Origin of the sequence: Crocosphaera sp. XPORK-15E, from assembly GCF_034931425.1 — a bacterium.
Lineage (GTDB): Bacteria > Cyanobacteriota > Cyanobacteriia > Cyanobacteriales > Microcystaceae > UHCC-0190.
In genome coordinates this window covers 14,810-41,652 of record NZ_JAYGHQ010000005.1, presented here as the reverse complement: position 1 = coordinate 41,652, position 26,843 = coordinate 14,810, and the positions used below count along the sequence as shown (strand labels likewise).

Sequence of the window (26,843 nt, the reverse complement as noted above, 5' to 3'; positions counted from 1 at the left end):
CCTGTGAATCAATTTCTTGATAATATTGATCGCCTGTTTTCTAGTCTTGTTAACCTGATCGAACAGGTGCTTTTTTTCGATATTGGTGGCTTTCCCCTGATTATCCTGTGGTTGCTAGGTGGGGGAATTTTTTTTACCCTACGCATGGGGTTAATTAATATTCGAGGGTTTAAACACGCCCTAGATATTGCCTTTGGTAAGTACGAGCAAACTCAAGAGGAAGGGCAGGGGGAAGTGACTTCCTTTCAGGCTTTGGCCACAGCCCTATCGGCCAGTGTAGGATTGGGAAATATTGCCGGAGTTGCCATTGCCATTCAATTAGGGGGCCCAGGGGCAGTATTTTGGATGACGGTGGCCGGATTTTTGGGAATGTCCAGTAAATTTGTGGAATGTACCCTAGGGGTTAAATATCGCATCGTTTACCCCGATGGTACGATCATTGGCGGCCCTATGTATTATCTCTCCCAAGGGTTACAAGAATTAGGACAAGCCAAACTTGGTCAAGGCCTGGCCATTTTTTACAGTCTCGCTGGTTTAGGCTCAGCAGTGGGAGGAGGGAATATGTTTCAGGCCAATCAATCTTTTGCTGCTTTAGCGGCGGTTGTGCCTGGGATGAAAGATTATGATTGGGCTTTTGGTTTGACTGTTGCGCTGTTGGTTGGGTTGGTAACTATTGGGGGAATTAGCCGCATTGGGGTGGTCACAAGCAAGTTGGTTCCCTTGATGATAGGAATTTACCTTTTAGCCTGTTTGTGGGTCTTAGGGGTCAATATAACAGCAATTCCGGCCGCCTTTGGGTTAATATGTCAGGGAGCTTTTTTCCCTTCAGGAGTAGAAGGGGGCATGATTGGGATTTTAGTTCAGGGAATTCGACGCAGTGCCTTTTCTAATGGGGCCGGGTTGGGTTCAGCGGCGATCGCCCATGCCGTCGCTAAAACCAAAGAACCAATCCGAGAGGGCATTGTGGCGATTTTAGAGCCATTTATTGACACCATTCTGATTTGTAATTTAACAGCTTTAGTGATTGTGACGACGGGAATATATGGGGATAGAGTGGGAGAAAATATTAGTGGTTCAACCTTGGCCACCATGGCCTTTGCTCAAGTGATTGATTGGTTTCCCTTCATTTTAGTGGGAATTATCTGCTTATTTGGATTTTCTACCATGATTACCTGGTGTTATTATGGGGAACAATGTTGGGCTTATGTGTTTGGGAAACCTAGCTCAATTGTCTTTAAAATCTTATTTTTAGCTTGTATATTTATCGGCTCAGTGGTTAATTTAGGCTCAGTGGTTAATTTTAGTGACATGATGTTACTAACCCTAGCCATTCCTAATCTTTTGGGGTGTATGCTGTTATCAGGAAAGGTGGCCGAAGCATTACGAGATTATTGGCAAAAATTAGCGATTTTTTAGTTGTGTCTCGATTGACTCAAGGATTTAAGAACGGCATCAGAAAAGATATATAGTGTGCCTTTATTGCCTATCACCTAACCCCTATCACCTAACCCCTATTTCATCAACCATGCTTGTTTGTCCCCAATGTCAGTCAGAAAACCCCAATAATCATCAAGTTTGTCAGCAATGTGGCACCTCATTAACTCATAAATCTTGTTCCCACTGTCACAACAAGGTTCCCTTAAATGAGGCGACTTGTAATGAATGTGGGGCTTTTATTGGGACAGTTTGGCAAGCTATTTTAGCCCAACCTTTGGCCAGCAATGGGGAACAAACCCCCTTTACCCCTTCAGGCAAATATTTGGATTTTGGACAACGTTATCAGCTTTGGTATGGAGAAGGAGAAACCCCCTTCACGGCGATCGCCACAACAGCCACCCATACCCTTTATCAAGCTCAAGTTATTGATTGTCAACCCTTACAAAAACCTGCTTTACAAGTCTTATTTAGTCAAGCGTCAGATCTTCTGAGTGACACTAAATCTGATGATCCTACCCTCATCTTTACCCCCCTATGGGAACAGATGGGAATTCCTACTCTAGCCTTTCCTTACTTTACCCTCAAAGACCTTTCGCCTACTTTGCCTGAAGTCCATGACGGTTGGCTCGAAAATGATATTGAGGTAATTTTATTACCCGATCGCCGTCATTGGCAACCCATTTCAGACTTACTGATCAATGAATCTCTGCTCACCTTACAAATTATTTACTGGCTTAATCAAATTGTCATCCTTTGGAGTAGATTATCAACTGTTAACTGTTGTCAAAGTCTGTTGATTGAAGAAAATTTGCGAATTGATGAAGATCAAAGTTTTGGGTTAGGACAATTATATCCTGATGCTTCTGAAAATCCTCCATCATTGCAAGCTCTAGGACAATTGTGGCAAAAATGGTTTGAAAAAGGTGGTTATCCTTCTGCCACAAAATTAGCGATCTTAATTCGAGGGGTAGCTAGTGGAGAGATTGAAAATGTAACCGAATTAAGATTAGAACTTCAAGATTTAGCCAGTGAGCAACAGATAATGCCTGAAAATGATTCCCCAAGCCAAAATGAGTCATCATTTTCCGAAGAAACTCCCCCAGAATTTGCCGATGAATTACTTAGCGGTAGCCTAGAAGAAACCCCCACCGCTACAGATGTAGGGAATGATTTGGCCACAGCAGTTTTACCAATGGAATTGGCTAGTTTTAGTCAATTAGGATGCACAGATAGGGGACGACAACGACATCATAATGAAGATTATTTTGGCATGAATACCAATATTCATCGTCAACAAAGTAATCAAGGAACAACTCTTAAAGGCCGTGGTTTATATATTGTTTGTGATGGAATGGGGGGTCATGCGGCGGGTGAAGTTGCCAGTAAAATGGCCGTTGAAACGTTACAAGACTTTTTTAAAGAACATTGGCAAGAGGAATTTCCTGATAATGAAACAATTGTACAGGGAATTTTATTGGCTAATAAAAAACTTTATGATGTTAATCAAAATAATTCGAGTTCTGGCAGTGGACGCATGGGAACAACCCTAGTTTTAATGTTAGTTGAAAATACAAAAGTTGCGGTTGCTCATGTGGGAGATAGTCGGGTTTATCGTCTCAGTCGCAAAGGGGGAATTGAACAACTTACTGTTGATCATGAAGTGGGACAACGAGCGATTCAAAATGGCATTGATCCGAAAATTGCTTATTCTCGACCAGATGCTTATCAATTAACCCAAGCTTTGGGGCCTCATGATAATAATTATGTGCTGCCAGATATTCAATTTTTAGAAGTATATGAAGATACTTTGTTTCTATTATGTTCTGATGGTTTATGTGATAATGATTTAGTAGAAGATTATTGGGAAACCTACCTTTTACCTTTATTAAATTCAACTCAATCTTTAGAAAAAGGACTCAATAAGTTAATTGAGTTTACCAATAGCTATAATGGTCATGATAATATTACGGCGGTTTTAGTAAGGCTCAAAGTTCGTCCTAAAATTACTTTTAATAATTGGTAATTTGTTTTTGTTATAATGAGATCCTGCACCTAGTTTTAAAACCCAGATTTTTTACTAAATAGTAACGAAGTTATGCTTAATTTTAGTCTTTTAAAATCGGGGTTTTGTTATTTTTAAATCATAGCAAAATTTTCTGAACTAAATCAAATGAACGAACAAATAGAAACAACAGAATTTGATTCTCCTTGGAAAGACATCCTAGAAGATTATTTACCTCAATTTATTGCCTTTTTCTTCCCCCAAGTTTATACAGAAATTGATTGGAATTTAGGGTTTGAATTTTTGGATCAAGAATTGCGTCAAGTTGTTAAAGAAGCAGAATTAGGAAAACGATATGTTGATAAATTAGTTAAATTATATCAACAAGGTCAAGAAGTTTGGGTCTTACTTCATATCGAAATACAGTCACAATATGAAGTAGATTTTGCTAAACGAATGTTTACCTATCATTATCGAATCTTTGACCGCTATGATAAGAAAGTAGGCAGTTTAGCTATCTTAGGAGATGAAAGCAAAAATTGGCGACCTTGTGAGTTTAATTATGAATTATTTGGCTCAAAAATTACTTTTGAATTTCCTGTAGTGAAACTGTTAGACTTAGGGCAAGATTGGGAGGCATTAGAAAACAGTCATAACCCCTTCGCTGTGGTGGTAATGGCACATCTGAAAGCGAATAAGACCAAAAAAGATAAAAATGAGAGATTACGCTGGAAAATAGCTTTAATTAAGGTGTTGTATGATCAAAGATATAAGAAAGAAGATATTATTAAGTTATTCAAGTTTATTGACTGGGTAATGAATTTGCCAAAACCTTTAGAAATCCAATTTTGGCAAGAAGTTTATCAATTAGAGGAGGAACGACAAATGCGTTTGAAGTTTGATGATTGCCAAATACCAGATCTCAGACAGTCGGAGTATGGGTTAAATTTGCGGGATATTCAATGGTTGGACTATGGTAAACCTAACGGGTTTGATAAGTTAATTAGGGCAATTGATTATCAGTTTGGAAGTCAGAAAGTAGATTCAGAAAAAAAGATTCAATAGAAATCGTCAAAGTTAATAACAAAGGAGTAATTATATCGAGAGAAAAGAAGCAAGTCCAATACATCACTGAAATGTTGCCAGAAGATGTACCACTAGAAATGGTAGAAGTTCCTCGTGGTAGGTTTTATATGGGAACAGAAGAAGGTGAAATAAATGCCCTGTGTGAGAAATTTAAGGTTGAATATTTTAAATGCGAAAGTCCAAGTCATTTAGTGAGGGTTCAACCCTTCTGCATGGGAAAATATCCCGTAACTCAAGAACAATGGTTTGAGATCGCGCAAGAGACTTCATTAAAAGTAGATATTGATCTTAACCCAGAGCCATCAAGATTTAAAGGCGTTAAACGTCCTGTAGAGCGTGTAAACTGGTATGAATGTGTGGAGTTCTGTAAACGGTTGTCAAAGTGGACAGGAAAGGATTATAGGCTACCCTCAGAAGCAGAATGGGAATATGCCTGTCGTGCGGAAACAACAACGCCATTTTACTTTGGGGAAACCATCACAACAGATTTAGCTAATTATGGTTTCAGGGTTTATTTTTCTGAATTAAAAGGGAAATATATAGGAGAAACAACCCCTGTAGCTCAATTTCCTCCCAATGCTTTTGGTTTATACGATATGCACGGGAATGTGCGGGAATGGTGCTTAGATCCTTGGCATAATAACTATAATGACGCACCGAATGACGGCAGTGTGTGGGATGAGCAGAGTCTGACAACAAATAATGACGAATATATTGTAAAGAATTATAAAAAACTATTGACAGATGAGCAATATTGTGTAGTGCGGGGCGGTTCCTGGCTCAACTATCCATTTTACTGCCGTTCCGCGTTTTGCAGCGACATCAACCGCCGCGACGTCCTCAACGTCAATAACGGTTTTCGGGTAGTATGCGTATTCGGGAGACTTCTTTAACCCTTTACACTTTTCCTCTATTGCCCTTTACCCTTCCGGCGAATTTTTTTTTGCCATTGTTACATTTCTTAACAATCGACTGAGCATAAAATAAAGTAAGTCCCCTAGAGACAACTAGAGGACAAGAGAAAAATCAATAACTAATTAGGAGTTTAACCCATGAGTGAGCAAGTAACAGTAACTTACTCGTTAGAGGAAGTTTTAAAAGAGCTTAAGCAAGAGATTAAAGATGTAAACACCAAACTAGATAAACTCAACACCATTGAGGTAGAGATAGCAAAATTAACCGAGAAAGTTGGCGGTATGGATAAGCGACTGGAAAAGGTAGAAAGTGAACAAGGAACGATGGTTAAAGCTATTTCTGACTTGCAAGGTTTTCGTTCTTTAATTCTACCAATTGTTGTGGCTGTCTCAACCGCTTTGTTAACTTTGCTTTTTCGTCTTGTTCCAAACTTCCCCCATTAATTAATTATTGCTATGGGAAAGACAAAAGGTAAAACAAAAAAATCAATAACTAATAGGAGTTTAACCCATGAGTGAACAAGTAACAGTCACTTACTCGTTAGAGGAAGTTCTTAAACGCATTGAGAACAAATTAGAAACCCTTCAAAAAGATGTTACAGATTTAAAAGTAGGACAGGCAACCTTAACCGAGAAAGTTGGCGGTATGGATAAGCGACTGGAAAGGGTAGAAAGTGAACAAGCAACGATGGTTAAAGCTATTTCTGACTTACAAGGCTTCCGTTCTTTAATTGTACCAATTGTTGTGGCTGTAGCAACTGCTTTGTTAACTTTGCTTTTTCGTCTTGTTCCTACTTTCTCCCCTTAAAAAAAGGGCGCAAGCCAGAGGGCGCAAGCATTGCGCCCCTACGTCCCAATTTATCCGCTTGTAGGGGCGAAATGCTTGCGCCCGACGCTCTTTGATAACTAATAGGGCAGTGCATCGCCTTATGTTTATATTAACTGAAACTCTTGTAAAGCGGGATAAAAATTACGGTTTTCATGACTGGAACGACTTAATTTAATTAAAGCAAATCGTTGAATAGGTGTTAACTTTTCCCACTGTTCTAAACTAAGATTAATCTCAAATTCAGCCGCTTTTTCTTGCACTTGGTCAGGAATAGTCTTATCATCTAACCAAAACGGGTTAGAATCAATAGGTAACTCTCCGGCGGGACTGCCTGTTTTATCGGTAATTAATGCTTGGAGAAAGTCTTTATATTCCTGACTCTCTTTCGGGGTTTCACAAGGCATAACTACTAAAACTTTTCGTTCTTCTGGGGTAAACTGATTCCAATGGACAAGCTTTAACTTGACTCCACAGGTATCTAATTTAAAACGCACAATCATCGGAATACAATGTAAAGCATCAACAAATTCACTTTCAAATTGAAAAAAAACACTCATATCACTTAAAATATAAATCCCTTACTATTATAAATAAAACCCGTGGCTAATTCTAACATCTCCGATACTCTCTCCCGTACCCCTTTATACGATCTAATTATTGAACAAAAAGCCAGAATGACCGAATTTTCTGGTTGGGAAATGCCCGTTCAATTTACTGGCCTTAAACTAGAACATGAAGCTGTTAGAAACAATGTGGGAATGTTTGATATTTCTCACATGGGCAAATTTTCCTTACAAGGACAAGATTTAATTGCTTCCTTACAGTCTCTTGTTCCCTCAGACTTAACAAAATTAACATCGGGACAAGCTCAATATACCGTACTTCTTAACCCTGAAGGTGGCATTATTGATGACATCATTGTTTACTATCAAAGTGAACAAGAAGCCATGATTATTGTTAATGCAGGGACTAAAGACAAGGATAAAACTTGGATTTTATCTCACTTAGCAACCACTCCTATTACTTTAACAGATTTATCCGAAGAACAAGTATTATTAGCAGTTCAAGGGCCCGAAAGTTTGACCAAACTTCAGCCTTTTGTTGATGATGATCTCAGTCAACTGCAATTCTTTGGCCACCTGAAAACAAAGGTACTAGGGAAACCCGCGTTTATTGCGCGTACAGGCTACACTGGAGAAGATGGGTTTGAGGTCATGGTTGCTCCCGAAGTTGGGCAGGAATTATGGCGATCGCTGGCTGTAAATGGCGTTACGCCTTGCGGTTTAGGTGCGCGAGATACCCTACGTTTAGAGGCTGCCATGTGTCTTTATGGGCAAGATATTGACGATCATACCAGTCCCTTAGAAGCGGGTTTAAAGTGGTTGGTGCATTTGGAGAGTAAAGGGGACTTTATCGGACGAGAAGTATTAGAAAAACAGGCCACAGCAGGGGTTAAACGCCGTTTAGTGGGCTTACAAATGGAAGGACGACATATAGCACGTCATGGCTATCCCATCGTCTCAGAGGGCGAAATTGTGGGGGAAGTCACTAGCGGTACTTTGGCCCCAACCGTAGGAAAAGCGATCGCCCTTGCTTATGTTCCCACAGAGTTAAGTAAAATAGGTAAAAAGGTTGAGGTAGAAATAAGAGGTAAACTTTATCCGGCTAAAGTTGTTAAAAAGCCCTTTTATAAATCAGTAAATCGTTGAAAATGGGGAATAGACAAATATTTTCTATTTCTCTAAAATATTTTATCAAGTAAATCTTCTTGATGGTGGGTTACGGTGGATAATCAATTAACAACTTAGCTGCATAACCTATCGCCACCTAACCCACCCTACGCAACGACTAAGGTATAAAATGATTAGGCTGTGTAGACAGCCTTTGTTTTTATAGTATCAGGCTTTAGCCTGTATACAGGTTTACCTATATGATAAAAATTCCTCGGTTACTTTGGCTAATTATTAGTATTAGCACCTTAATTTTATTCAGTTTTGCTAGTTTACGTCATTGGCTTTTTCAATCTAATGCGTTAGATTTAGGTTGGTTTGATCAAGCTCTTTATTTAATTAGTCAGGGACAACCTCCTATTGTTTCTTTTTCTGATGATCATATTTTAGGGGATCATGCGGCTTTTATTTTCTATCCTTTAGCTTTATTTTATGTTATTTATCCTAATGTTCATTGGTTGTTTTTAGTGCAAGCTTTGGCTTTATCTATCGCAGCTTTACCGTTATGGCAATTAGGCAAACAAGCAAACTTAACGGATAATTTAGCTTTAACAATAGTTGGAGTTTATTTATTATATCCTTTAATATTTAATGTTAACTTATTTGATTTTCATTCAGAAATCATCGCTTTACCTGCTTTTTTTTGGGCCGTATTAGCCGCTAGATTAAATTGTTTTCGGCTCTTTTTATTAAGCATTATCATTATTTTAAGTTGTAAAGCAGTTTTGTCTTTAACTGTTGCTGCGATGGGAATTTGGTTATTATGGTTTGAGAAAAAAAAGTTATGTGGAAGTTTAGCTTTAGGTTTAGGAGTGTTTTGGTTTATTATTACCACACAGTTAATTATTCCTCAATTTAGTGGAGATGAAGTTGCTGCTGTGGGGCGTTATTCATTCTTGGGAGACTCTGTAACTGAAATTATTACTAACTTATTATTGCAGCCAAATATTATTTTAAGTCGTATTTTTACCAAAGCAAATCTAGAATATTTAATCTTATTATTCCTTCCGGTTATTTGGGGTTTATCTCCTCGTTATTTAACTCCCTTAGTGGCAGCAGTTCCAGCTTTTACCTTAAATTTATTAACTGACTATCAACCTCAAAAAGATTTAGTTCATCAATATTCAATTCCTATTTTGCCCTTTTTATTGTTATCAGTTATAGCAACTTTAGCCGCAGGAAAAGGATTAATTCGCCGTCCTAAATTTATAATACTTTGGTTATTAATTACCTTTTTAGCATTAGGAAAATATAGTTATTTTACCTCTCGGTATTTAGAACAAATAGAAACATTATCAGCTATGAAAGAAGCTGTTACATTAGTCCCTAATAATGTTAAAGTATTAACCTCTCCTCAAATTTCTCCTCATTTAACTCATCGTTCTATTATTAAATTAGCTATCAAAGATCGAGAACCAATTAATATACAAGAATTTGATTCTATCTTACTTAATACTCGTTATCCAGGCTGGGAAAACTCTCAAGATACAGTTAATAATTTAGTAGTTCAACTACAGAACAATTCAAACTTTAAGTTACAATATGACAGAGATGGTGTTGTTTTATTTAATAAAATTAATCAAAAAAATTCCCAAAATTTAAAATAAATGATCCATAGAGACAACTTTTATGATACACTATATCATAATGGGAAATATTGACACTTAAGTATACGCACTTAGATCTCCATTATGAAGCATCTATTTTTATTATTTCACAAAACTGTCCATAAAGCAATACTTTAATAATAATAATCAAGCCCATAGAGAAACCCAAAATATGAAACGATTTATTTCCATTGCTGTCAGTGTAACCATCTTATTAATTATCTACTCAAAGATTGATTTTCAGGGATTAATTAACGTCTTCAAAAATTGCGATCCTTTCCTAATGTTTATTAGTTTAGGCATGGTTTTTCCCATTACGATGTTTACCTCATGGAGATTACAGCAATTAATGCCAAAAGGGACGAGTTTAGGCTTTTTAGAAGCAAACCGTCTGATTTTAGGGGCGAGTGTACTTAATATGGTGTTACCCTCAAAAATGGGAGATATTGCCAAAGCTTACTTTTTGCGAGAAAGAGGTCATTTAAGCGGATCTTTATCCCTATCTTTAGTAATATTTGAAAAAACCTCTGATATGCTTTCATTATTACTTTGGTGTGTCTTTGGCTTAGTTATTTATTCAGATAAAAATAGTTTATTTTGGATCATGACTGCTGCGGTTGCCAGTGGTTTAATCTTTGGGTTACTCTTATTAGGTTCCCGTAAATTTGCCCAAATATTTTTTATCTTGAGTCAAAAAATAGCCCCAAAAAAGATTAAGCAAAAACTCCAGAATTTACAAGCATCTTGGGAAGAAATGCACAATTATTTTTGGGGAGACAAACAACAACTTTTCAAAATTGCCAGTACCTCCATTTTTATTTGGTTTTTACATCTATTACAAATCTGGTTATTCATTCTAGCACTAAGAGCATTTACCCCATTTTGGGTCAATTTAGCCCTATCTCCCTTAGCAATTTTAGCCGGATTATTACCCCTAACATTTGCGGGTGTGGGAACCCGTGACGCAGCTTTAATATTCTTTTATCAGCCTTATTTTGATGCTGCAACGGGAGCAGCATTAGGATTATTATGTACGTCTCGGTATTTTCTTCCTGCCATTATTGGACTCCCTTTTTTGGGACAAATGATGGGAGCAATGGGCAAAATTTCCGCGAAAAAATAAGATTTAAAATGTTGTATTTTAAATCATAACTTCCATCGCGCTACCCATTCCTGCCGGGGGATAAATCCGAATTTTTGCCCAAGGACTAAGTTCTTGTAAACTCTCAGCTAACAAAGGAATAGATTGTAAAACTTGCCAGTTTAGATCAGAATTAGGACAAAGAATCACTAGAGTTAATCCTTTCCCTGCGGTGGTAACATCCCACCCACATCGAGATAATAAATCTTGGGTAATGGGATCACAATACTTATAAAAAAGTTCGCCAGCAACTTCTTCTAATTCCCAAGAAAGTTGACGATAACTGGGATCTAAAGAAGGTAAATCATCGGGTGGAAGACAAGGTTGATACATCAGATAAGTCCTCGCTAATTAAGGTTAGTAACAATCGGAAAAATCTAATTAATAAAGCAATATAGTAGATTAGACATTCATCTAAAATCCAAAATCCAACTCACGTTGTTCGGTTTTTTCTATCCAATCAAAAACTTGATCTAATTGGTTTAAATCAATTAACCCATATTGCCAAAGAATCATAGGGAGAGATCCAACAGAAGATTCCGTAAAACGGACGGCCATTTTTAAAGATTCAGTTGGAATAGCCAGTTTATTGCGTAAAAATTCGATAAGTTGGGATTGAGAGTCATTAATCATCTTTTTTTCTCTTGATATCAATCATCTGGTTAATTTCAATTTCTAAATTCGATTGTAGAGAAATAACCCAGGGAATACAGCCGAAAAAACACGGCTTTAATTCCCCGTATAATCAAGGTTTCCGTAGTCTCACTCAGTAATTTGTTGATGATTGATTAAGTAATTTTTTCTCTAGGTGATAAACAACCGAATCATTCCGTATTAATGCTGTAAACTAAAACAGGGATTAGATAAATGTCAGCAATAATCAAACAAGCGGAAAATAATCCCTTATGATAAAAGAGACTGGCGCAATCCGGGTAATCCATGCAGCCTCATTTAATTCCCCAACGCCTCTACCAATGGGTAAAATCGAGACACTTCGGGATGAGTGCCACTGATCCCCGCTATGCCTTGGTAGAAGCTTGTATTATCGGATTTCTGTCCGCCGTCGCTGCCCTAATTTTAAAAGAGGGCATCGGATGGCTAGGAGGGTGGCGTGTCGCCCTAGCTAATCAATTTGGGGCCATCTGGGTATTACCCCTGGTAGGGTTAAGTTTTGGCTACTTAGCCGGGTGGTTAATTGAACAAACTTCTCCCACCGCAGCAGGAGGGGGAATTACCCAAGTTAAAGGGGCTTTAGCCAGATATTCCGTTCCCCTCTCCCTACGGGTTGCTGTCGTTAAGATGATTGGCACTATCTTAGTCTTAGGGGCCGGCTTAACCCTTGGCCGTCGGGCCCCTACCGTCCATATTGGGGCCGCCTTAGCGGCCCAACTTAGTAGTTGGGTTCCTACTTCCCCGGAACATCGACGACAAATGATTGCAGCAGGGGCAGCCGCTGGACTAGCTGCGGGCTTTAGTACCCCCATTGCCGGGGTATTATTTGTGATTGAAGAATTGATGCGGGATGTGTCTGGGTTAACCCTAGAAACCGCTATTGTCGCCTCATTTACCGGGGCAGTGGTTTCCCTGGTGCTGCAATCGACTAATCTCAAATTTCCTTCATCTTTACTCGATCTTCCTGATATAAGTTTTGCTGTATCTGATATTCCGTTTTATCTCCTGTTAGGTATTTTAGCCGGGGTTTTGGGAGCGTTTTTTAATCGGGGGCTACTGTTTAGCCTACAAATACAGCGTCGCCTCAAGTTGCCTTTATCTTGGCGCATTGGCCTAGTGGGCATGATTTCTGGTGTCATTGTCTCGTTTTTACCCCCATTTTTTCTCGATAATGCGGGGTTACAAGGCTTTTTAGTGATGGGTGAGTTGAATGGACGCACCATTTTATTAGCCTTTATTGCTCATTTCTTCCTCACTATGTTGGCCTATAGTTCCAATGCACCAGGGGGTTTGTTCGCCCCTGCTTTAGTTTTAGGGGCTGCTTTGGGCTATTTAGTGGGAGATTTTGAACATTTGGTGACGGGAAATGGGGTACAATCTGCCTATGCTTTGGCGGGAATGGGAGCGTTTTTCACCGCCGTAGTTAGGGTTCCGGTAACAGCTATTGTCATTGTTTTTGAATTAAATACAGATTTTAATATTGTTCTGCCCCTGATGCTGAGTTGCGCCGTTTCCTATATCGTGGCGGAAAGTATGTCACGGGGGTCTTTATATGAAAGGATGCTAGGGGATCAGGGAATTTTTATTAATGCAACTCCTACGGCACAGGATTTTCTCTCAACCTTAACGGCCGCTAGGGTGATGCAATCTAATGTAGAAACTTTACCCAGTAATCTCACTTTGGATGAGGTGTTACAGGCCATGTCTACATCGAGTCATCGGGGCTTTCCTGTCATGGAAAATGGTAAGTTAGTGGGGATTGTGACTCAAAGTGATCTGGCTAATTTGGCCCAACATTCAGGCCAAACTGCCTTACGGGAATTTATGACACCCCGTCCTATTACGGTACAAGCAGAGGCATTTTTAAGTGATGTTCTCTATTTGCTAAACCGCTATCAATTATCCCGTCTTCCTGTGACGGAAGGCAGTAAACTGGTGGGAATTATTACCCGCACGGATATTATTCGCATCGAGGCTAACCAGTTAGAGGGGAATGATGGGGATCTCAATGAGGCTATGCCAGAACCCTCTTACATCGCTTATCAAACTCGCGCCCCTTTGGCGGGTGATGGTCGGATTTTATTGCCTTTAGTTAACCCAGATACGGCTACATCTTTATTTAGAATTGGGGCGGCGATCGCTACTCAACAAAATCAAGAAATAGAATGTTTACAGGTGATTAAAGTGCCAAAACACAGTGATCCCGCCCAAACCTCTGTAATTACTCAACATAGTCGTCAATTATTACAGAGGGCCGAACGATTAGGCCGTCATCATCAGATTCCGGTACATACGCAAATCCGTGTGGCCCATGATATTGCCCAAACGATTTTAGACACGATTCGAGAACGACACATCAATTTAATGATCTTGGAATGGAAGGGCAATACTCGCACTCCTGGGGCTGTTTTTGGTCATGTGGTGGATATTTTGATCCGCAAGGCCTCTTGTGAATTAGTCTTAGTTAAGTTGGGGAAACGAAAGGATGCTTATCCTCAAGAATTAGATAAGGATGCAACTTGGTTAATTCCTATTGCTGGTGGGCCAAATTCCAAAAGGGCCCTAGAATTATTACCTGGATTAACTCATTTATATACTCGTTCTCGTTCCCCCATTATTTGGTTATGTCAAGTTTTTTCCCCCGCTAAATCTGCCCCGAATTATCAACATTTAGAAGCAATAGCCAAAGGGTTAAAAGAACAGATTGATCGTCCTGTAATTCCTTTACCGATTCGTTCTCAATCTGTTGCTGATGCGGTGGTACATTTGGCCAGCGCAGAAAGTTGTGATGTGGTGATGTTAGGGGTGAGTCGAGAGGGACTTTTAGAACAGGTTATTCATGGCAATATTCCTAAAATGATTGCTCAAAAAGTTGAAAGTACAGTTATTTTAGTACGGGGATCATTAGAACAATCTCCTTAAATAATAGCCTTTTATTTTGTTTTTTCATCTTCAATAATTAATCTGAATTACTACCTCTAGAACCGAAATAGAAGCCAAGGGCTGTACCAATTAAACCTGTCTGAGCAGTCAATATAAATGTTATCAAATCTTTGACTAAAGCACTGGTTTTCTCAAATGATGTTATCTTTTTCTCATCTATAAAACCAGACATAATTATCAAAATAATAATTAGCAAAAAACTGGCAATTAATGTCCCGGCAAGTATTTTGATTAAGAAAGTGGCTAATTGTGAACGGGTTGTCTCTTGTCTCTCCTCAAGTTTGATACCTGTCTCTACTTGAGAAGGGAATAAGTTTTTAAGATCAAAATCTTGAGTTTGAACATAACTTTTAATCAATTCACTATTTGGAAAGGCAGAGGTGCGATTTTTCTCAGAGGAAGATTCAGAAGGAGATACTTTTTGTTCTTCAGATTCCATTGACATCATTTAAACAATTCACAAATCTCTACTTTAAGACAATTTTGCCAACAGAATTATCTTTACGTTTAACTAGCAATTCACCGCCTTCGCTGGTTGTAAGATCATGAAGATAAGCTGCGGTTACTACGGCTTTTTTTAAAGCAATTTCAGGACTAATACCCTGCTGCTCTGCAAGCCAGTTGAGAAGATTTTCAACTTCTTTGTCAATTATAACAGTGCTTATAGATTTATTGACACTAACCTCAACATTTTTCAATTGTCTGATAACATTTTCGCCTTGTGAAATACCATAAACCTTCATTTGAGAAGTATCGTTTAGTCTAATACTATTTTCAGCTTGATTGGGATTTTCCATAACTCTAAACCTTCTAGATCTTGTTTCACTTATATTATAGCCTCAGTCGAGAGAAATGAATAATAATCAATAATCAATTATCAATTAATAATTAATAATTATTAATTATTAATTATTAATTGATCAAGGATGTTTGCTATTGGGAGGTTTATCTATTAAAAAAGCATCACTAATTATATGATTTACAATCGACTAACTTTAGGAATAGATTCTCCTTCAATTTGCCAAGCTTCTAAATACATTTCGATTACTTCTTCGCCATTGTGAATTGCCTCCTCACGAGTTTTACCATGAGTACAAGGCATGAAAACACGCTCAGAAAACTCTGGAATTGTTACTAGAAAAAGCTGATCTTCATCAGACCACTGAATGATCATACTATATTGACTCATTAATTGTTATCCTTCCTTATTTCTTCTAATTTAGCTAATAATGCTGTTAGCTGTTTTTCCAGATAAGGTGGTACATCATCTCCATCTTTACCTGAAATGGTTAATGTTTTCCTCAACAGAGGATGTCGCCAACGTTCATGACTCCCTTTCCCACGCTTGGGTAAATAAATAAAGCCGAACCGTGCAATCTGAGTTTTGAACTCTCGAATTTTCCTGGGCATGGGTATTCTATGATACTCTATCCTATGGTCTGACTCAACAACCATAACTTGATAATAACTGCTACCTTTAATAAAAAACTTATAATTTTCTTGCCCAATATGATGAAACGCCGTAACTTTCTTAAATACACCAGCTTAGGCCTCGCAGGTTTAGGGTTCACCGCTTGCAGCAACCTTGATATATTTTCCCCCAACAACCAACAAAAAAACCTTGATCTCGGTTCCTTAGAAAAGCCTAACCTAATTCTCGGATTTGTCCCAACTCAAGATGCTGCCCCCCTAATTATCGCCCAGGAAAAGGGGCTTTTTGAGCGTTATGGCTTGACTGTCACCCTGAAACGTTATGATACCTGGGAAGCGGTGGAAAAAGACCTCTTAGAATGGCGTTCTGATGCGGCACAACTCCCCTATTCTTTCCCCATGATGGCACAGTTAGGGGAAAAGCAAGCCCCCTTAATCTCCTTGATGAATCTTAACCTTAATGGGAGTGCGATCGCTTTAACCCAAAAAGCTTGGGAAGCGGGAATTCGTCCCTCGGTGGATTATTTTAATTTTGCTGATTTTGAAGTAGGAATGAGAAACTATCTCAGAAATCGGGAAAAATCTGCTAAGTTTGCCGTAGATTCTAAATTTTCGATGGATGCCTATTTAACCCGTTATTGGCTGTCTGCGTTGGGATTAATGCCTGATTCTGAAGTAGAATTAGTAGAATTTCCGGCTTCTCAGATGGTTTATAAACTACAAGCGGGTATGATTGATGGTGATAGTGTTTCTGCCCCTTGGAATCAACAAACGGTCTTAAATAAGGCGGGATTTATTACTCATATTAGTCGGGATATTTGGCAGGGACATCCTAACAAAATCTTAGCCACTATGGATGGTTGGACTAGAAAAAATCCCACGACTACAAAGGCATTAATGGCAGCTTTAATTGAGGCTTGTCAATATTGCGATCGCTCTAATAATTATACAGAAATTTCCGAAATTTTAGCTAAACCTAACTATTTAAACTTGGATGCTACCCTAATTAAACCGACTTTAGAAGGCAAGTATTCTTATAGTAGTGAAGTGTCAGAGAAATATCAACAAACTATTCCTGATTTTACGATTTTTAATCATCGAGAGGCTACCTATCTCAAGGACAAAGATAATGCTAATTATCCTTGGCGTTCCCATGCTGTTTGGATGTTAACTCAAATGGTTCGTTGGCATCAATTAGATAGTTCTGATTATCCCAAAGATGCGGATAAATTGTTAGATAAAATTTATCCTGTCACTTTCTATGAAGAAGTAGCCAAAGGGTTAAATATTGCCCTGCCGAGTGATACAATGAAACAGGAACCAGCCACGGCTTTTATTGATGGCAGAGCATTTGATCCTAGTCAACCTGTGGCCTATTTGAATCAGTTTCCTATTCGTGCGAGTCGTCCTCAATTTTTTGGCTTTGTTTAAGTTAGGGGCAAACGTATTTTTTCCCTTACATTATTCCGAATAAGATAACAGAAAACGGCGGTTTAATGGTTGAATAGGACGAGCATTTAAGGGGAAAATTTGCTTAAATTTATGAATTTGTGTTGAGGAAATCTCTAGAGGATTTTGAAACACTATCCAATGAACTATTTCTGAACATGGAGGTGTGGTTAAAGAACCAAAATAGCGATACATTGTCTGATCATTTGGTAACAGTTGAGCTAGAGAAATTTTGACTCCTTCAATCAGTTTTTCTTCACTTTTATGAGATGGCATAGCTTCCCAAATTGATTTAAGAATAGCATTTTCTTGGCCTTCTTGCAGAAATACTCCTAAAACCGCCAGAGAACCTTCTTTATTTTTGTGAACAAAATGTACTTCCATGGGGTAAGTTTTTCCCGTCACTGTATGCTCACTGGGATGATGAAAATGAAACTGCAAGAGGTCAAATTTTTCACCGTCAATAATAATATAATTGTCTGAATTACTATTAACTTGAATGGTATGGCTATTATTAAGAAGTTTTAGGGGAATGTCCTGATAAACAATCTCGATAGGTTGTAATTCAGACGAAATGGGTGATTGCAAATCAATGGGAGACTGTTGATTTCCAAGACTGCACACTTGATAATCTTGAGATAAATATCCCCAACTTTCAGGATCATCATAACTCCAATCTGTATGCTTTTCACCAGCAACAGCAGCTATTAAAGACGGAAAATTGAGGCTAAATGTTGCCCCTGCTAAACCTAGCGGAATTGCTTTGACGAAGGTACGCCGCTTCATAGATTAGCTCCTATTTTTTTATGAGAAAATCCTTATCCTTAACAATAGCATAATCTTTTGATATCACCAAGTACATCACTCAGCTATTGTTATCAACCTTTGATATTACCCCACAGCATAGGTTTATCCTGATGTCAACAAAATTTTAGGGTCAATTCTCATCTATTTCTCACCAAAATTTAACCTTTTACTGATTTAATAATAACTGAGAATCAGAGCTAATAATGAAAAGATTATGATTAAAATACTCTATGATTACCTAATTTTACTATCTACCTTAACCCTCTTATCAAGATGTTAAAGTTTCGTGATTTTTTCTTCTCATGGAAAGAATACTTTCAGGAAAAAAGTATCTAATCATACAAAGAATAATCAGAGTTTTAGTTAAACTAATGATCAGGAATAAATTACCTAATTTTTCCCGATATTCATCACCTAAAAAACGCCAATAAATTGAGTATCTATGAGATTGATTGTATCTGGAAATGGCGTAAGTATACGGTTGTTTGCCACGATAAAAACCTAGATAATATTAAATATGATATTATTAATCTTCAATAACAGAAAATTTTGGTTATTTAATCTCCTAACATTCAGGATAGTAAGTCATTATGGCAAATAATAAATTCATTTCAAGTCAAGGTAAAACATTGAAAAGTCCTGTTTCTTTTCGGATTATTTTCCCTCGATATACAGCAACACTTATATTCCTAGGAATCTGGCTATCTTTAGCTGTGATCGCCGTTGCATGGTTGTTAGGGGAATCTCATATTATGCAACTATTTAACCAGTTAAATTATTGGCAAGAAAATCCGCCAGTTTGGGTACAAGTCCCCGAATTTATTCATGGTTTTTATTTGTATTTACCAACAATAATTTTATTTATTTTTGTACAGATAATCATGAAATTATCTCCTTTTCCTAAACCTTGGTCAAGGGGAATTATTGTCACAATTCTATTAATTTTAATTCTCCGTTATTTTAGTTGGCGATCGCTTTCTACCCTCAACTTTAATGATCCTGTCAATGGGATGTTTAGTCTAGGATTATTTTTACTAGAATTTATTGCAATTTTGGGGGGATTTATCCAATTAATATTTATGTTTACAAGTAAAGAACGTAAACAAGAAGCAAATGATTACAGTCAGGCAGTTATCAATCAAGAATATTGCCCTTCTGTTGATGTTTTTATTCCTACTTATAATGAACCTAGTTTTATTTTGAAGCGGACGATTATTGGTTGTCAAGCTTTAGATTATCAACACAAAAAAATTTATGTTTTAGATGATACAAATCGACCAGAAATTGAACAATTAGCCAAAGAATTAGGGTGTTATTATGTCACTAGACCAGATAATTTATATGCAAAAGCAGGTAACTTAAATCATGCTTTAACAAAAACAAATGGAGAGTTAATTGCTATTTTTGATGCTGATTTTGTGCCGACGACTAACTTTCTTGTCAGAACAATTGGTTTTTTTCAGAATGGGAAAACTGCCTTACTTCAAACCCCCCAACATTTTTATAATCCTGATCCAATTGCCAGAAATTTGGGGTTAGATCAGGCTTTAAATGCAGAAGAAGAAGTATTTTATCGTCAAATTCAGTTAATGAGAGATGGTGTAAATAGCGTTCTTTGTGCAGGAACTTCCTTCGTCGTTAGACGTAGTGCTTTAGAAGAAGTTGGGGGGTTTGTTACTGAATCTATTAGTGAAGATTATTTTACTGGAATACGCCTTTTAGCAAACAAATATGATGTTTTATATCTCAATGAAAAGTTAAGTGCTGGTTTAGCAGCAGAAAGTATTTCATCTCATATTTCTCAAAGATTAAGATGGGGTAGGGGAACATTACAAGCATTTTTTATTAAAGAAAATCCCCTGATTATTCCTAATTTAACTTTTGTTCAAAGATTAGTTAATTTTGAAGGATTATTATTTTGGTTTAGTCCTCTATCTCGTTGTTTCTTTTTAATTTGTCCTTTTCTTTATTCTGTATTTAATATTTCATTTATACAAGTCACTTCTGATGAGTTTATTTATATGTTTTTGCCTTATTATACTGTCAGTTTTACGGTATTATATTGGTTAAGTTTAAAAGCGCGTTCGGTATTATTTTCAGATGTTTATAACTTAACCCACTGTTTCCCAACGGCCATTAATACAATTAAAGTGATGCTTCGTCCCTTTGATAATAAGTTTTCTGTAACTCCAAAAGGGGTTTCTCGAAAGCGTTATGTTTATCAATGGAAATTAGCAGTTCCCGTAATTATTTTTTTGGGTATGAACTTAATTAGTTTAGGAATGAGTTTACAGAAAACAATTATATCAACTGCTGGAATTAATCCAGGTTTTTATTGGAGTTTGTATAATGTTATTACTATTGGGGTTGCTTTATTAGCTTTTTATGAGAAACCTCAATCAAGTTTGTTTCAAAATTTTTCCCTATCTAAACGAGTTAAAATCATTAACAAAAATTCCATTTTAGAAGGAAAAACTAAAACAATATCAGAAGAAGGAGCAACTTTAGTATTAAATAGTAATTGTAATTTACCGGAGCAATTTTTGTTAGAGATTGAAGGCTTAAAACTTCCTAGCGAAATGATTGAGAAAAAAATTACAAATCATCAAAATGAGATCAAAATTTACTTCTTAGACTTAACTTTAGAACAACAAAAAAAACTGATATACCTATTATATTGTACTCCCAATCGTTGGCAATTCCAAGAATATAAAAAAGCCCCAGGTGAATTTGTTTCCCTTGTATTAATGCTGAAATTACTTCTCAGATATAAAGGTTTAACCTCGATCTTTAAACGTTTAATTTAAACCTCAATTTTCCATAACTTAAGATAAGTATCACTAAACATTAATTTTGCTTTCACTTTGGTTTCTCTTTCCAAATTAAGTTTAAATTCATCCGTTGGACTTAGCAAAAATATTGATTGAAAACCTTTAGGAAGATGATATCCTTTCTCTTGTGAAAGTAACTGAAATTTAACTTCTTGGTTCAGTAAATAACTTAATGCCATAATATTACCAGGATGATAACCTTGATCGTTACTAATGAGTAAGGGAGAGTCCGTTTTATTGATAATCTGAGCAACTTGAGGTAAACTGTAGCTAATTACCTTTGTCCAAGCAGTTTCTTTTGGTGAATTAATCACACAGGAAATAATTCCTAAAGAAAGGATAATAATCGTAATAATAGACCAAATTTTAGTCATTATTTTGCTTGACGTAATCAATTTAATTCCTAACAAATAAGCAACAGAAAGATTAATTCCCAGGTAAAAAGGAATGAGATAACGAGGAGAAAGAGATCTAATTCCTCCCCATAATAAATCTGGCCCTAGTAAAAAAAATATTTGAATAAAAACTAAACAAAAGACAAATAACCAAGATTTTAAAACTGTTTTTTTATACATAAAATAAAGAGAATAAAGCACTAAAATCAAACAAAATATAATGATTAAATAAGTCCAAAATGTTTCAAATTCCCATCCCACATCAAAAAAAAGACGTAAGAATATAAGAGATTTTTTGATTTCATAAGTATTAATAATTGGTGTTTCTGTGCATATTGACAAACTTAGTTAATTCGGCTTGAAATAACAGCTTAATTGTTCCCGTTGGCCCGTTACGATGTTTAGTGACAATAATTTCAGCAACCCCTCGATCAACTGTATCAGGATTATAATATTCATCACGATATAACATCATAATTAAATCCGCATCTTGTTCAATAGAACCACTTTCTCGTAAATCTGACATCATTGGACGTTTATTATTCCTCGATTCAACAGCCCGACTTAACTGAGATAAAGCAATAACAGGGGCCTTAACTTCACGGGCCAACCCTTTAAGAGAACGGGTAATTTTTGATAGTTCTTGTACTCTATTATCGCTCCCACCTTCCATTAATTGTAAATAATCGATCAAAACTAAGCCTAATTCTCCCTTTTTTTCTGCTAATAAACGGCGAACTTGGGAACGAATTTGCATCACAGTAATATTAGCAGCATCATCAATATAAATGGGTAAATTGGATAAAGTTCCCATAGCAATACTGATTTTTTCATAATCATTTTGTGCAAATCTTCCTGAGCGTAAACGGTTACTTTCTATACCAGCTTCTGACGCTAATAAACGCTGAGAAAGCTGCTCTTTCGACATTTCTAAACTAAAAATTGCCACAGGTAAATCATGCTTTTTAGCAATATTTGCTGCTAAACCTAATCCGAAAGCTGTCTTTCCCATCGAAGGCCGACCGGCAATAATAATTAAATCCGATCTTTGTAGTCCTCCTGTGATACCATCTAATTCATAAAACTCAGTTTCAATGCCAGGAAGTGACGTTTGTTCCTGAAGTTTTACTAACTCATTAAAGGTTTTAATAATGGTATCAGAAATAGGAATTAACCCCTCTTGAGGTCGCTTTTGTGTCAAACTAAAAATCTTCTTTTCCGACTCATCTAAAACCAGATCTAATTCTTGGGTTGTCTCAAATCCTAAATCCACAATTTCATGGCCCGCAACAATTAACTGACGGCGTAAATATTTATCCATGACTAACACCGCATAGCGATCAATATTTACGGCAGAAACAGTGCGATCAACCAACTGCATTAACTTATCAATTCCCCCAACTTGTTCTAATAAATAATGATCCTCAAGGGTACTTTTAACCGTCATAACATCTGTTGGTTGTCCTTGACTATAAAGCTTTAATGCTGCCTCATAAATCTCTTGATGGGCTTTCACATAAAAGGCTTTTATATTGATTAAATCCACCACCCGTCCCATGGCTTCGGGATCGACTAAAATACCACCCAGAATGGACTCTTCTGCTTCAATATTTTGGGGAGGAAGGGTTTTATTAATAACCATAGACAACAATAAAGATTCTTTAGATAATTATGTACTATAGCATGAGACTTGAGATGTCAAAAAAAATAAAAATAATCTAAAATTAACAATTCTCTGCACTCTCTTAAAAAACCGTACTACAATAAAAAGTTATAGCAATAATTCTAAGAGGTGCGCCTATCGATACCATCTATGGAAATCTGCAAGGGTTGAAACCCAGTCAGATTAAGCAATTAAAACGACTCTATCATCAAAAGTTGGCCGGCGATCGCCTAACCACCCCAGAATTTGCCCAACGACTGGCCGCCGTCAGTTCAGATCTAGGTCAACCCGTTTGTGCTTATATTAACCGTCGTGGCCAAGTCATTCGGATCGGGGTAGGAACTCCGCGACAAACCCAAATACCCCCCTTAGAATTGCCCCGTTACGGTGTAGAAAGACTGTGCGGCATTCGTTGTATTGCCACCAAACTGAAAGCAGAACCTCCCAACGAGTCTAGCTTAACAGCGATGGTCTTACAACGACTCGATGCTTTAGTTATGCTTCCGGTGACAGGAGAAGGAAAAATGCGACAGGGTGGGGGGGCTACAGGCTATGTAAAAGAGGCCTACATTGCCCATTTATTGCCCGCCTCAGACCTCAACCCCAACCAGGAATACTATTGGACGGTTTCTGCGGCCATGACCCTAGAAACCCTAACAGAACAAGATTTTTGGGGTTTAGTGGAAGGGTTAGAAGCAGAATTTCGGCGAGAATACACGGCCCAACAGGTTGAAGGAGACTCCGAAAGGGTGATGATCGTGGGCCTGCAAACCGACAAAATGAGCGATCATGCCTTTGAGGAAACCGTAGCAGAAGTTGCACGACTGGTAGACACCGCAGGGGGCGAAGTGGTGGAAACCTTGCGGCAGAAAAGGAATAAACCCCATCCTCAAACTGTTGTAGGAACGGGAAAAGTCCAAGAAATTGCCCTGCGCGTGCAAACTTTGGGGGCAAATTTAGTGGTATTTGATCGGGATCTTTCCCCGGCCCAAGTCCGTAACCTAGAATCTCAATTAGGGGTTCGCGTAGTTGATCGCACTGAAGTTATTTTAGATATTTTTGCTCAACGGGCCCAATCACGGGCCGGTAAATTACAGGTAGAATTAGCCCAATTAGAGTATATGTTGCCCCGATTGGTGGGTCGCGGTCAAGCCATGTCCCGGTTAGGGGGTGGTATTGGAACAAGAGGCCCTGGGGAAACGAAATTAGAAACGGAACGTCGGGCTATTCAAAGGCGTATTTCCCGTTTACAGCAAGAAGTTGACCAACTTCAGGCCCACCGTTCCCGTCTCCGTCTACAGAGACAGAAACAGGAAATTCCTAGCGTGGCTATTGTAGGTTATACCAATGCGGGTAAGTCTACCCTGATTAATGCTTTAACCAATGCGGAAGTTTACACCGCAGATCAATTATTTGCTACCCTTGACCCTACTACTCGTCGTCTTTCGGGTATGGATAGCACCACAGGAGAACCCTATACTATCCTGTTAACGGATACGGTGGGATTTATTCATGAATTGCCCCCCTCCTTAGTAGATGCCTTTCGCGCTACCTTGGAGGAAGTAACAGAAGCAGATGCACTGTTGCACCTGGTTGACTTATCTCATCCGGCCTGGCAACATCATATTCAATCGGTGATGAAGATTTTACAAGAGATGCCTTTAGTTCCTGGGCCTATTCTCCTGGCGTTTAATAAAATTGATACAGCAGAGAGTGATACTCTGAGACTGGCCCAAGAAGAGTATCCCCTAGGGGTGTTTATTTCTGCCAGTCAACGGTTGGGGTTAGAAACCTTACGGCAAAAATTGGGTCAATTGGTGAACTATGCGGCGGTTAGTTAACAGGAATGCCCTATCGTGAGTTAGGGAGGTTCCCCGCACAAAGCAAAGCGACGTGCGTGGGAGGATGTCACTCACTAATCTAAGATGGGCTTTCAAAACTGGAACAAAAAAAATAACCCGATAGGGGGAGGGTATTCCCCTTTTAGTTGAGTACATTGGGAATAGAGAGAACAAGGGATGCGAGGAGGATCAACCATGAAACGCAACATTTTAAGCACATTATTAATCGTCACTCCCCTTATATTAGCTAGTCCAGTGATGGCGGGCAATCCAGTCCAGGTGCAACAATTGCTAGAAACAGGGCAATGTAAAGCCTGTGATCTGTCTAATGAAGATTTAAGATATGCTCATTTAATTGGGGCGGACTTAAGAGATGCTAACCTGAAGGGGGCTAACCTGACAGAAGCTAACCTAGAAGGGGCTGATTTAACGGGTGCTAACTTAAAAGGGGCTGATTTAACGGGTGCTATGTTAACGAATGCCAGCCTTAATGACGCTAATCTGGATAATGTTAACTTTACTCAAGCCATGATCTATGATGCCGATGTTACAGGAGCATCAATGGAAAATCTTAATATTACCAATGCCCAAATCTACAATACAGGGATTGGTATTGGAGGAGAAGAACCATAACGAAGTCAGCACTTCGACTTCGCTCAGTAGCCAGTTAGAAGTTGTTGAAAGTAACGGGTATTTGGGGATTTAAGCCTTGCCTTAAAAGCGTTTCGTCCTCATAAGGCGGGATTTTGGGCCCAATTATGATGAAACTCCAAGTTAAAGTTAAACCCAACGCCAAACAGCAAAAAATAGAAGAATCTGGTGACGGCAGTTTAATCATTTCTTTAAAATCTCCCCCCGTTGATGGTAAAGCGAATCGTGAATTAATCGAAATCTTAGCCAAACGGTTTGATGTGCCTAAATCCCAAATTTTGATTAAATCTGGTACATCTTCCCGTTATAAATTGATTTATATTGAGAAAGCTGACTGAAGGGATTTAACTAAAAAAAAATAATCTCTCCGAAGAGAGACTTAACAAAACAATCAGTATTGGGAATAATTAGCGAGTAACTTGCTGTACCAAGGCCATTACATCGCTTCGACTGAGTTTTTCTTTCCCTAATGCCATGACTTCCAGGGTTCCATAGGCCAAAGCTAAAGGAATTTTACAGAAATCTAAGGCCGGGCCAGAGGGTAAAGATTTGGCATAGAGATCGGCTAATTTGAGGTTATAACGGGCGTATTGGTGAACATCTTCAATGCGCCATCCTTGGGGGATAAAATTAACACCACGGCGTAAATCTTCCCGATGATTACGGATAATGTTAATAGCCTGTAATCCTCGACCAAACCCAATAGCATAGCTTCGGTTGGTTTGGGTGCCATCGTACCATGCCCACAAGTCCGATAACAGCAGTCCAACAGACCCGGCCACACTAAAAGTATATTGGTCTAAATGGGCTTCTGTGCGAATTGTCCAGTTATTTTCGGCCCAGTAGGCCATGCGATCGGCCATGGCCGCCGTAGCATCCCAAATCCGAGGGGCGATAGAATCTGGGGCTAGTAAAGCCCATTGTCCTAACCGTAGCGTCACATCTGGTAGACAATGACTATAAGGCATCAATCCCGCCGAAAAATCCTCTACTCCAGAGTTTTCCCTCGCTGCCTGTAAATTAAGGCTCATTTGGCGCAGGATTTTAGCTTTGGTAAAGTTATTGAGGTCAGGGTGATCTTCCACTTCATCAATAGCACGCATACACAGATAGGCAGAAGCAACGGCATCCTGTAAGCTATCTGGAAGACGGCTAATCGGGATATAGAAGGTTCGACTCGTTTCTTTAAGGGTCTTCAGGGCATTATTTCGTAAATTCATTCATTTAACTCCTCACGCCAACTTAAGCTTTAGCATACACTTACTTATTTGTGAGATCCCACTAAACTATTGTGAAGTTCCTGACATACGGAAATTTTGGATTTTACCATGCGAGTTAGAGATTAGGACGCGATTTTAATAAAGATGGTGTCCATTGTATTATGGTTCGCCAAAATTTGCCGCAATTATTCATT

General features: G+C 38.1%; 26 protein-coding genes. 15 read left to right on the top strand and 11 right to left on the bottom strand.

Going from position 1 to position 26,843, the window contains the following annotated elements:
* Positions 1-3: 3 nt before the first annotated feature.
* The 6 genes from VB691_RS05535 to VB691_RS05510 all read left to right on the top strand — a co-directional run bounded on the left by VB691_RS05535 (position 4) and on the right by VB691_RS05510 (position 6,247).
* Positions 4-1,416 (top strand): alanine/glycine:cation symporter family protein, encoded by a 1,413-nt coding sequence (locus tag VB691_RS05535; RefSeq protein ID WP_323290475.1) that lies wholly within the window; start codon positions 4-6, stop codon positions 1,414-1,416.
* Between the two features lie 109 nt (positions 1,417-1,525).
* Positions 1,526-3,460 (top strand): serine/threonine phosphatase, encoded by a 1,935-nt coding sequence (locus VB691_RS05530; RefSeq protein WP_323290474.1) that lies wholly within the window; start codon positions 1,526-1,528, stop codon positions 3,458-3,460.
* A 147-nt stretch (positions 3,461-3,607) separates the two neighbouring features.
* Positions 3,608-4,504 carry a cytosolic protein gene (locus VB691_RS05525; RefSeq protein ID WP_323290473.1) on the top strand — a complete coding sequence of 299 codons (897 nt, stop codon included), beginning with the start codon at positions 3,608-3,610 and terminating at the stop codon, positions 4,502-4,504.
* A gap of 71 nt (positions 4,505-4,575) precedes the next feature.
* A complete protein-coding gene (locus VB691_RS05520) occupies positions 4,576-5,418 on the top strand; it encodes a formylglycine-generating enzyme family protein (protein WP_323290472.1) in 843 nt (280 codons plus the stop codon).
* Between the two features lie 159 nt (positions 5,419-5,577).
* Positions 5,578-5,883, top strand: a complete 306-nt coding sequence (locus VB691_RS05515; protein WP_323290471.1) for a shikimate dehydrogenase — start codon at positions 5,578-5,580, stop codon at positions 5,881-5,883.
* A 67-nt stretch (positions 5,884-5,950) separates the two neighbouring features.
* A complete protein-coding gene (locus VB691_RS05510) occupies positions 5,951-6,247 on the top strand; it encodes a shikimate dehydrogenase (protein WP_323290470.1) in 297 nt (98 codons plus the stop codon).
* A gap of 125 nt (positions 6,248-6,372) precedes the next feature.
* Here VB691_RS05510 and VB691_RS05505 read toward each other — a convergent pair whose 3' ends face one another.
* Entirely contained in the window at positions 6,373-6,825 is a 453-nt protein-coding gene (locus tag VB691_RS05505) for a nitrate reductase associated protein (protein ID WP_323290469.1), read from the bottom strand.
* A 42-nt stretch (positions 6,826-6,867) separates the two neighbouring features.
* Here VB691_RS05505 and gcvT point away from each other — a divergent pair, with 42 nt between their 5' ends.
* From gcvT to VB691_RS05490, 3 genes are all read left to right on the top strand, one after another.
* Positions 6,868-7,977 (top strand): glycine cleavage system aminomethyltransferase GcvT, encoded by a 1,110-nt coding sequence (gene gcvT, locus VB691_RS05500; protein WP_323290468.1) that lies wholly within the window; start codon positions 6,868-6,870, stop codon positions 7,975-7,977.
* A gap of 221 nt (positions 7,978-8,198) precedes the next feature.
* Positions 8,199-9,605, top strand: coding sequence for a DUF2079 domain-containing protein (locus VB691_RS05495; protein ID WP_323290467.1), 1,407 nt, complete (start codon positions 8,199-8,201; stop codon positions 9,603-9,605).
* A gap of 172 nt (positions 9,606-9,777) precedes the next feature.
* On the top strand, positions 9,778-10,728 hold the full coding sequence (locus VB691_RS05490) for a lysylphosphatidylglycerol synthase transmembrane domain-containing protein (protein ID WP_323290466.1): 951 nt from the start codon (positions 9,778-9,780) through the stop codon (positions 10,726-10,728).
* Positions 10,729-10,746: 18 nt separating this feature from the next.
* On the opposite strand, the gene VB691_RS05485 is transcribed toward VB691_RS05490, so the two are convergent.
* Positions 10,747-11,079 carry a hypothetical protein gene (locus VB691_RS05485; protein WP_323290465.1) on the bottom strand — a complete coding sequence of 111 codons (333 nt, stop codon included), beginning with the start codon at positions 11,077-11,079 and terminating at the stop codon, positions 10,747-10,749.
* Between the two features lie 81 nt (positions 11,080-11,160).
* Positions 11,161-11,379, bottom strand: coding sequence for a DUF2949 domain-containing protein (locus tag VB691_RS05480; RefSeq protein WP_323290464.1), 219 nt, complete (start codon positions 11,377-11,379; stop codon positions 11,161-11,163).
* A 306-nt stretch (positions 11,380-11,685) separates the two neighbouring features.
* Between VB691_RS05480 and VB691_RS05475 the strand changes: the two genes are divergently transcribed.
* On the top strand, positions 11,686-14,340 hold the full coding sequence (locus tag VB691_RS05475) for a chloride channel protein (RefSeq protein WP_323290463.1): 2,655 nt from the start codon (positions 11,686-11,688) through the stop codon (positions 14,338-14,340).
* A 37-nt stretch (positions 14,341-14,377) separates the two neighbouring features.
* On the opposite strand, the gene VB691_RS05470 is transcribed toward VB691_RS05475, so the two are convergent.
* The 4 genes from VB691_RS05470 to VB691_RS05455 form a co-directional block, all read right to left on the bottom strand.
* Entirely contained in the window at positions 14,378-14,809 is a 432-nt protein-coding gene (locus tag VB691_RS05470; RefSeq protein WP_323290462.1) for a hypothetical protein, read from the bottom strand.
* 19 nt (positions 14,810-14,828) lie between these two features.
* Positions 14,829-15,158, bottom strand: coding sequence for a hypothetical protein (locus VB691_RS05465; protein WP_323290461.1), 330 nt, complete (start codon positions 15,156-15,158; stop codon positions 14,829-14,831).
* Between the two features lie 182 nt (positions 15,159-15,340).
* Positions 15,341-15,550 (bottom strand): type II toxin-antitoxin system HicB family antitoxin, encoded by a 210-nt coding sequence (locus VB691_RS05460; protein WP_323290460.1) that lies wholly within the window; start codon positions 15,548-15,550, stop codon positions 15,341-15,343.
* Entirely contained in the window at positions 15,550-15,771 is a 222-nt protein-coding gene (locus tag VB691_RS05455) for a type II toxin-antitoxin system HicA family toxin (RefSeq protein ID WP_323290459.1), read from the bottom strand. The genes VB691_RS05460 and VB691_RS05455 overlap by 1 nt, the downstream gene beginning before the upstream one ends.
* 99 nt (positions 15,772-15,870) lie before the next feature.
* Between VB691_RS05455 and VB691_RS05450 the strand changes: the two genes are divergently transcribed.
* Complete coding sequence (locus tag VB691_RS05450) at positions 15,871-17,223, top strand: CmpA/NrtA family ABC transporter substrate-binding protein (protein WP_323290458.1); 1,353 nt, start codon at positions 15,871-15,873, stop codon at positions 17,221-17,223.
* Between the two features lie 30 nt (positions 17,224-17,253).
* On the opposite strand, the gene VB691_RS05445 is transcribed toward VB691_RS05450, so the two are convergent.
* On the bottom strand, positions 17,254-18,027 hold the full coding sequence (locus VB691_RS05445; protein ID WP_323290457.1) for a carbonic anhydrase family protein: 774 nt from the start codon (positions 18,025-18,027) through the stop codon (positions 17,254-17,256).
* 611 nt (positions 18,028-18,638) lie between these two features.
* Here VB691_RS05445 and VB691_RS05440 point away from each other — a divergent pair.
* Entirely contained in the window at positions 18,639-20,855 is a 2,217-nt protein-coding gene (locus tag VB691_RS05440; RefSeq protein ID WP_323290456.1) for a glycosyltransferase, read from the top strand.
* Here VB691_RS05440 and VB691_RS05435 read toward each other — a convergent pair.
* Both VB691_RS05435 and dnaB read right to left on the bottom strand, forming a co-directional pair.
* On the bottom strand, positions 20,852-21,616 hold the full coding sequence (locus tag VB691_RS05435) for a hypothetical protein (RefSeq protein WP_323290455.1): 765 nt from the start codon (positions 21,614-21,616) through the stop codon (positions 20,852-20,854). The genes VB691_RS05440 and VB691_RS05435 overlap by 4 nt on opposite strands.
* Positions 21,585-22,916 carry a replicative DNA helicase gene (dnaB, locus tag VB691_RS05430; protein WP_323290454.1) on the bottom strand — a complete coding sequence of 444 codons (1,332 nt, stop codon included), beginning with the start codon at positions 22,914-22,916 and terminating at the stop codon, positions 21,585-21,587. The genes VB691_RS05435 and dnaB overlap by 32 nt, the downstream gene beginning before the upstream one ends.
* Positions 22,917-23,074: 158 nt before the next feature.
* On the opposite strand from dnaB, the gene hflX reads away from it, so the two are divergent.
* The 3 genes from hflX (at position 23,075) to VB691_RS05415 (ending at position 25,767) form a co-directional block, all read left to right on the top strand.
* Positions 23,075-24,778 carry a GTPase HflX gene (gene hflX, locus VB691_RS05425; RefSeq protein WP_323290665.1) on the top strand — a complete coding sequence of 568 codons (1,704 nt, stop codon included), beginning with the start codon at positions 23,075-23,077 and terminating at the stop codon, positions 24,776-24,778.
* Between the two features lie 195 nt (positions 24,779-24,973).
* Positions 24,974-25,411, top strand: a complete 438-nt coding sequence (locus VB691_RS05420; RefSeq protein ID WP_323290453.1) for a pentapeptide repeat-containing protein — start codon at positions 24,974-24,976, stop codon at positions 25,409-25,411.
* 128 nt (positions 25,412-25,539) lie between these two features.
* Positions 25,540-25,767, top strand: coding sequence for a DUF167 domain-containing protein (locus VB691_RS05415; protein WP_323290664.1), 228 nt, complete (start codon positions 25,540-25,542; stop codon positions 25,765-25,767).
* A gap of 69 nt (positions 25,768-25,836) precedes the next feature.
* Here the strand turns inward: VB691_RS05415 and VB691_RS05410 are convergent, their stop codons facing one another.
* Complete coding sequence (locus VB691_RS05410) at positions 25,837-26,649, bottom strand: phytoene/squalene synthase family protein (RefSeq protein WP_323290452.1); 813 nt, start codon at positions 26,647-26,649, stop codon at positions 25,837-25,839.
* Between the last annotated feature and the right edge of the window lie 194 nt (positions 26,650-26,843).

Bases quoted from the DNA above. Each gene is read 5' to 3' on its own strand.
- VB691_RS05530 (WP_323290474.1), top strand. From the start codon at position 1,526: ATGCTTGTTTGTCCCCAATGTCAGTCAGAAAACCCCAATAATCATCAA.
- VB691_RS05525 (WP_323290473.1), top strand. From the start codon at position 3,608: ATGAACGAACAAATAGAAACAACAGAATTTGATTCTCCTTGGAAAGAC.
- VB691_RS05520 (WP_323290472.1), top strand. From the start codon at position 4,576: ATGTTGCCAGAAGATGTACCACTAGAAATGGTAGAAGTTCCTCGTGGT.
- VB691_RS05515 (WP_323290471.1), top strand. From the start codon at position 5,578: ATGAGTGAGCAAGTAACAGTAACTTACTCGTTAGAGGAAGTTTTAAAA.
- VB691_RS05510 (WP_323290470.1), top strand. From the start codon at position 5,951: ATGAGTGAACAAGTAACAGTCACTTACTCGTTAGAGGAAGTTCTTAAA.
- VB691_RS05505 (WP_323290469.1), bottom strand. From the start codon at position 6,825: ATGAGTGTTTTTTTTCAATTTGAAAGTGAATTTGTTGATGCTTTACAT.
- VB691_RS05495 (WP_323290467.1), top strand. From the start codon at position 8,199: ATGATAAAAATTCCTCGGTTACTTTGGCTAATTATTAGTATTAGCACC.
- VB691_RS05490 (WP_323290466.1), top strand. From the start codon at position 9,778: ATGAAACGATTTATTTCCATTGCTGTCAGTGTAACCATCTTATTAATT.
- VB691_RS05485 (WP_323290465.1), bottom strand. From the start codon at position 11,079: ATGTATCAACCTTGTCTTCCACCCGATGATTTACCTTCTTTAGATCCC.
- VB691_RS05480 (WP_323290464.1), bottom strand. From the start codon at position 11,379: ATGATTAATGACTCTCAATCCCAACTTATCGAATTTTTACGCAATAAA.
- VB691_RS05475 (WP_323290463.1), top strand. From the start codon at position 11,686: ATGCAGCCTCATTTAATTCCCCAACGCCTCTACCAATGGGTAAAATCG.
- VB691_RS05470 (WP_323290462.1), bottom strand. From the start codon at position 14,809: ATGATGTCAATGGAATCTGAAGAACAAAAAGTATCTCCTTCTGAATCT.
- VB691_RS05465 (WP_323290461.1), bottom strand. From the start codon at position 15,158: ATGGAAAATCCCAATCAAGCTGAAAATAGTATTAGACTAAACGATACT.
- VB691_RS05460 (WP_323290460.1), bottom strand. From the start codon at position 15,550: ATGAGTCAATATAGTATGATCATTCAGTGGTCTGATGAAGATCAGCTT.
- VB691_RS05455 (WP_323290459.1), bottom strand. From the start codon at position 15,771: ATGCCCAGGAAAATTCGAGAGTTCAAAACTCAGATTGCACGGTTCGGC.
- VB691_RS05450 (WP_323290458.1), top strand. From the start codon at position 15,871: ATGATGAAACGCCGTAACTTTCTTAAATACACCAGCTTAGGCCTCGCA.
- VB691_RS05445 (WP_323290457.1), bottom strand. From the start codon at position 18,027: ATGAAGCGGCGTACCTTCGTCAAAGCAATTCCGCTAGGTTTAGCAGGG.
- VB691_RS05440 (WP_323290456.1), top strand. From the start codon at position 18,639: ATGGCAAATAATAAATTCATTTCAAGTCAAGGTAAAACATTGAAAAGT.
- dnaB (WP_323290454.1), bottom strand. From the start codon at position 22,916: ATGGTTATTAATAAAACCCTTCCTCCCCAAAATATTGAAGCAGAAGAG.
- VB691_RS05420 (WP_323290453.1), top strand. From the start codon at position 24,974: ATGAAACGCAACATTTTAAGCACATTATTAATCGTCACTCCCCTTATA.
- VB691_RS05415 (WP_323290664.1), top strand. From the start codon at position 25,540: ATGAAACTCCAAGTTAAAGTTAAACCCAACGCCAAACAGCAAAAAATA.
- VB691_RS05410 (WP_323290452.1), bottom strand. From the start codon at position 26,649: ATGAATTTACGAAATAATGCCCTGAAGACCCTTAAAGAAACGAGTCGA.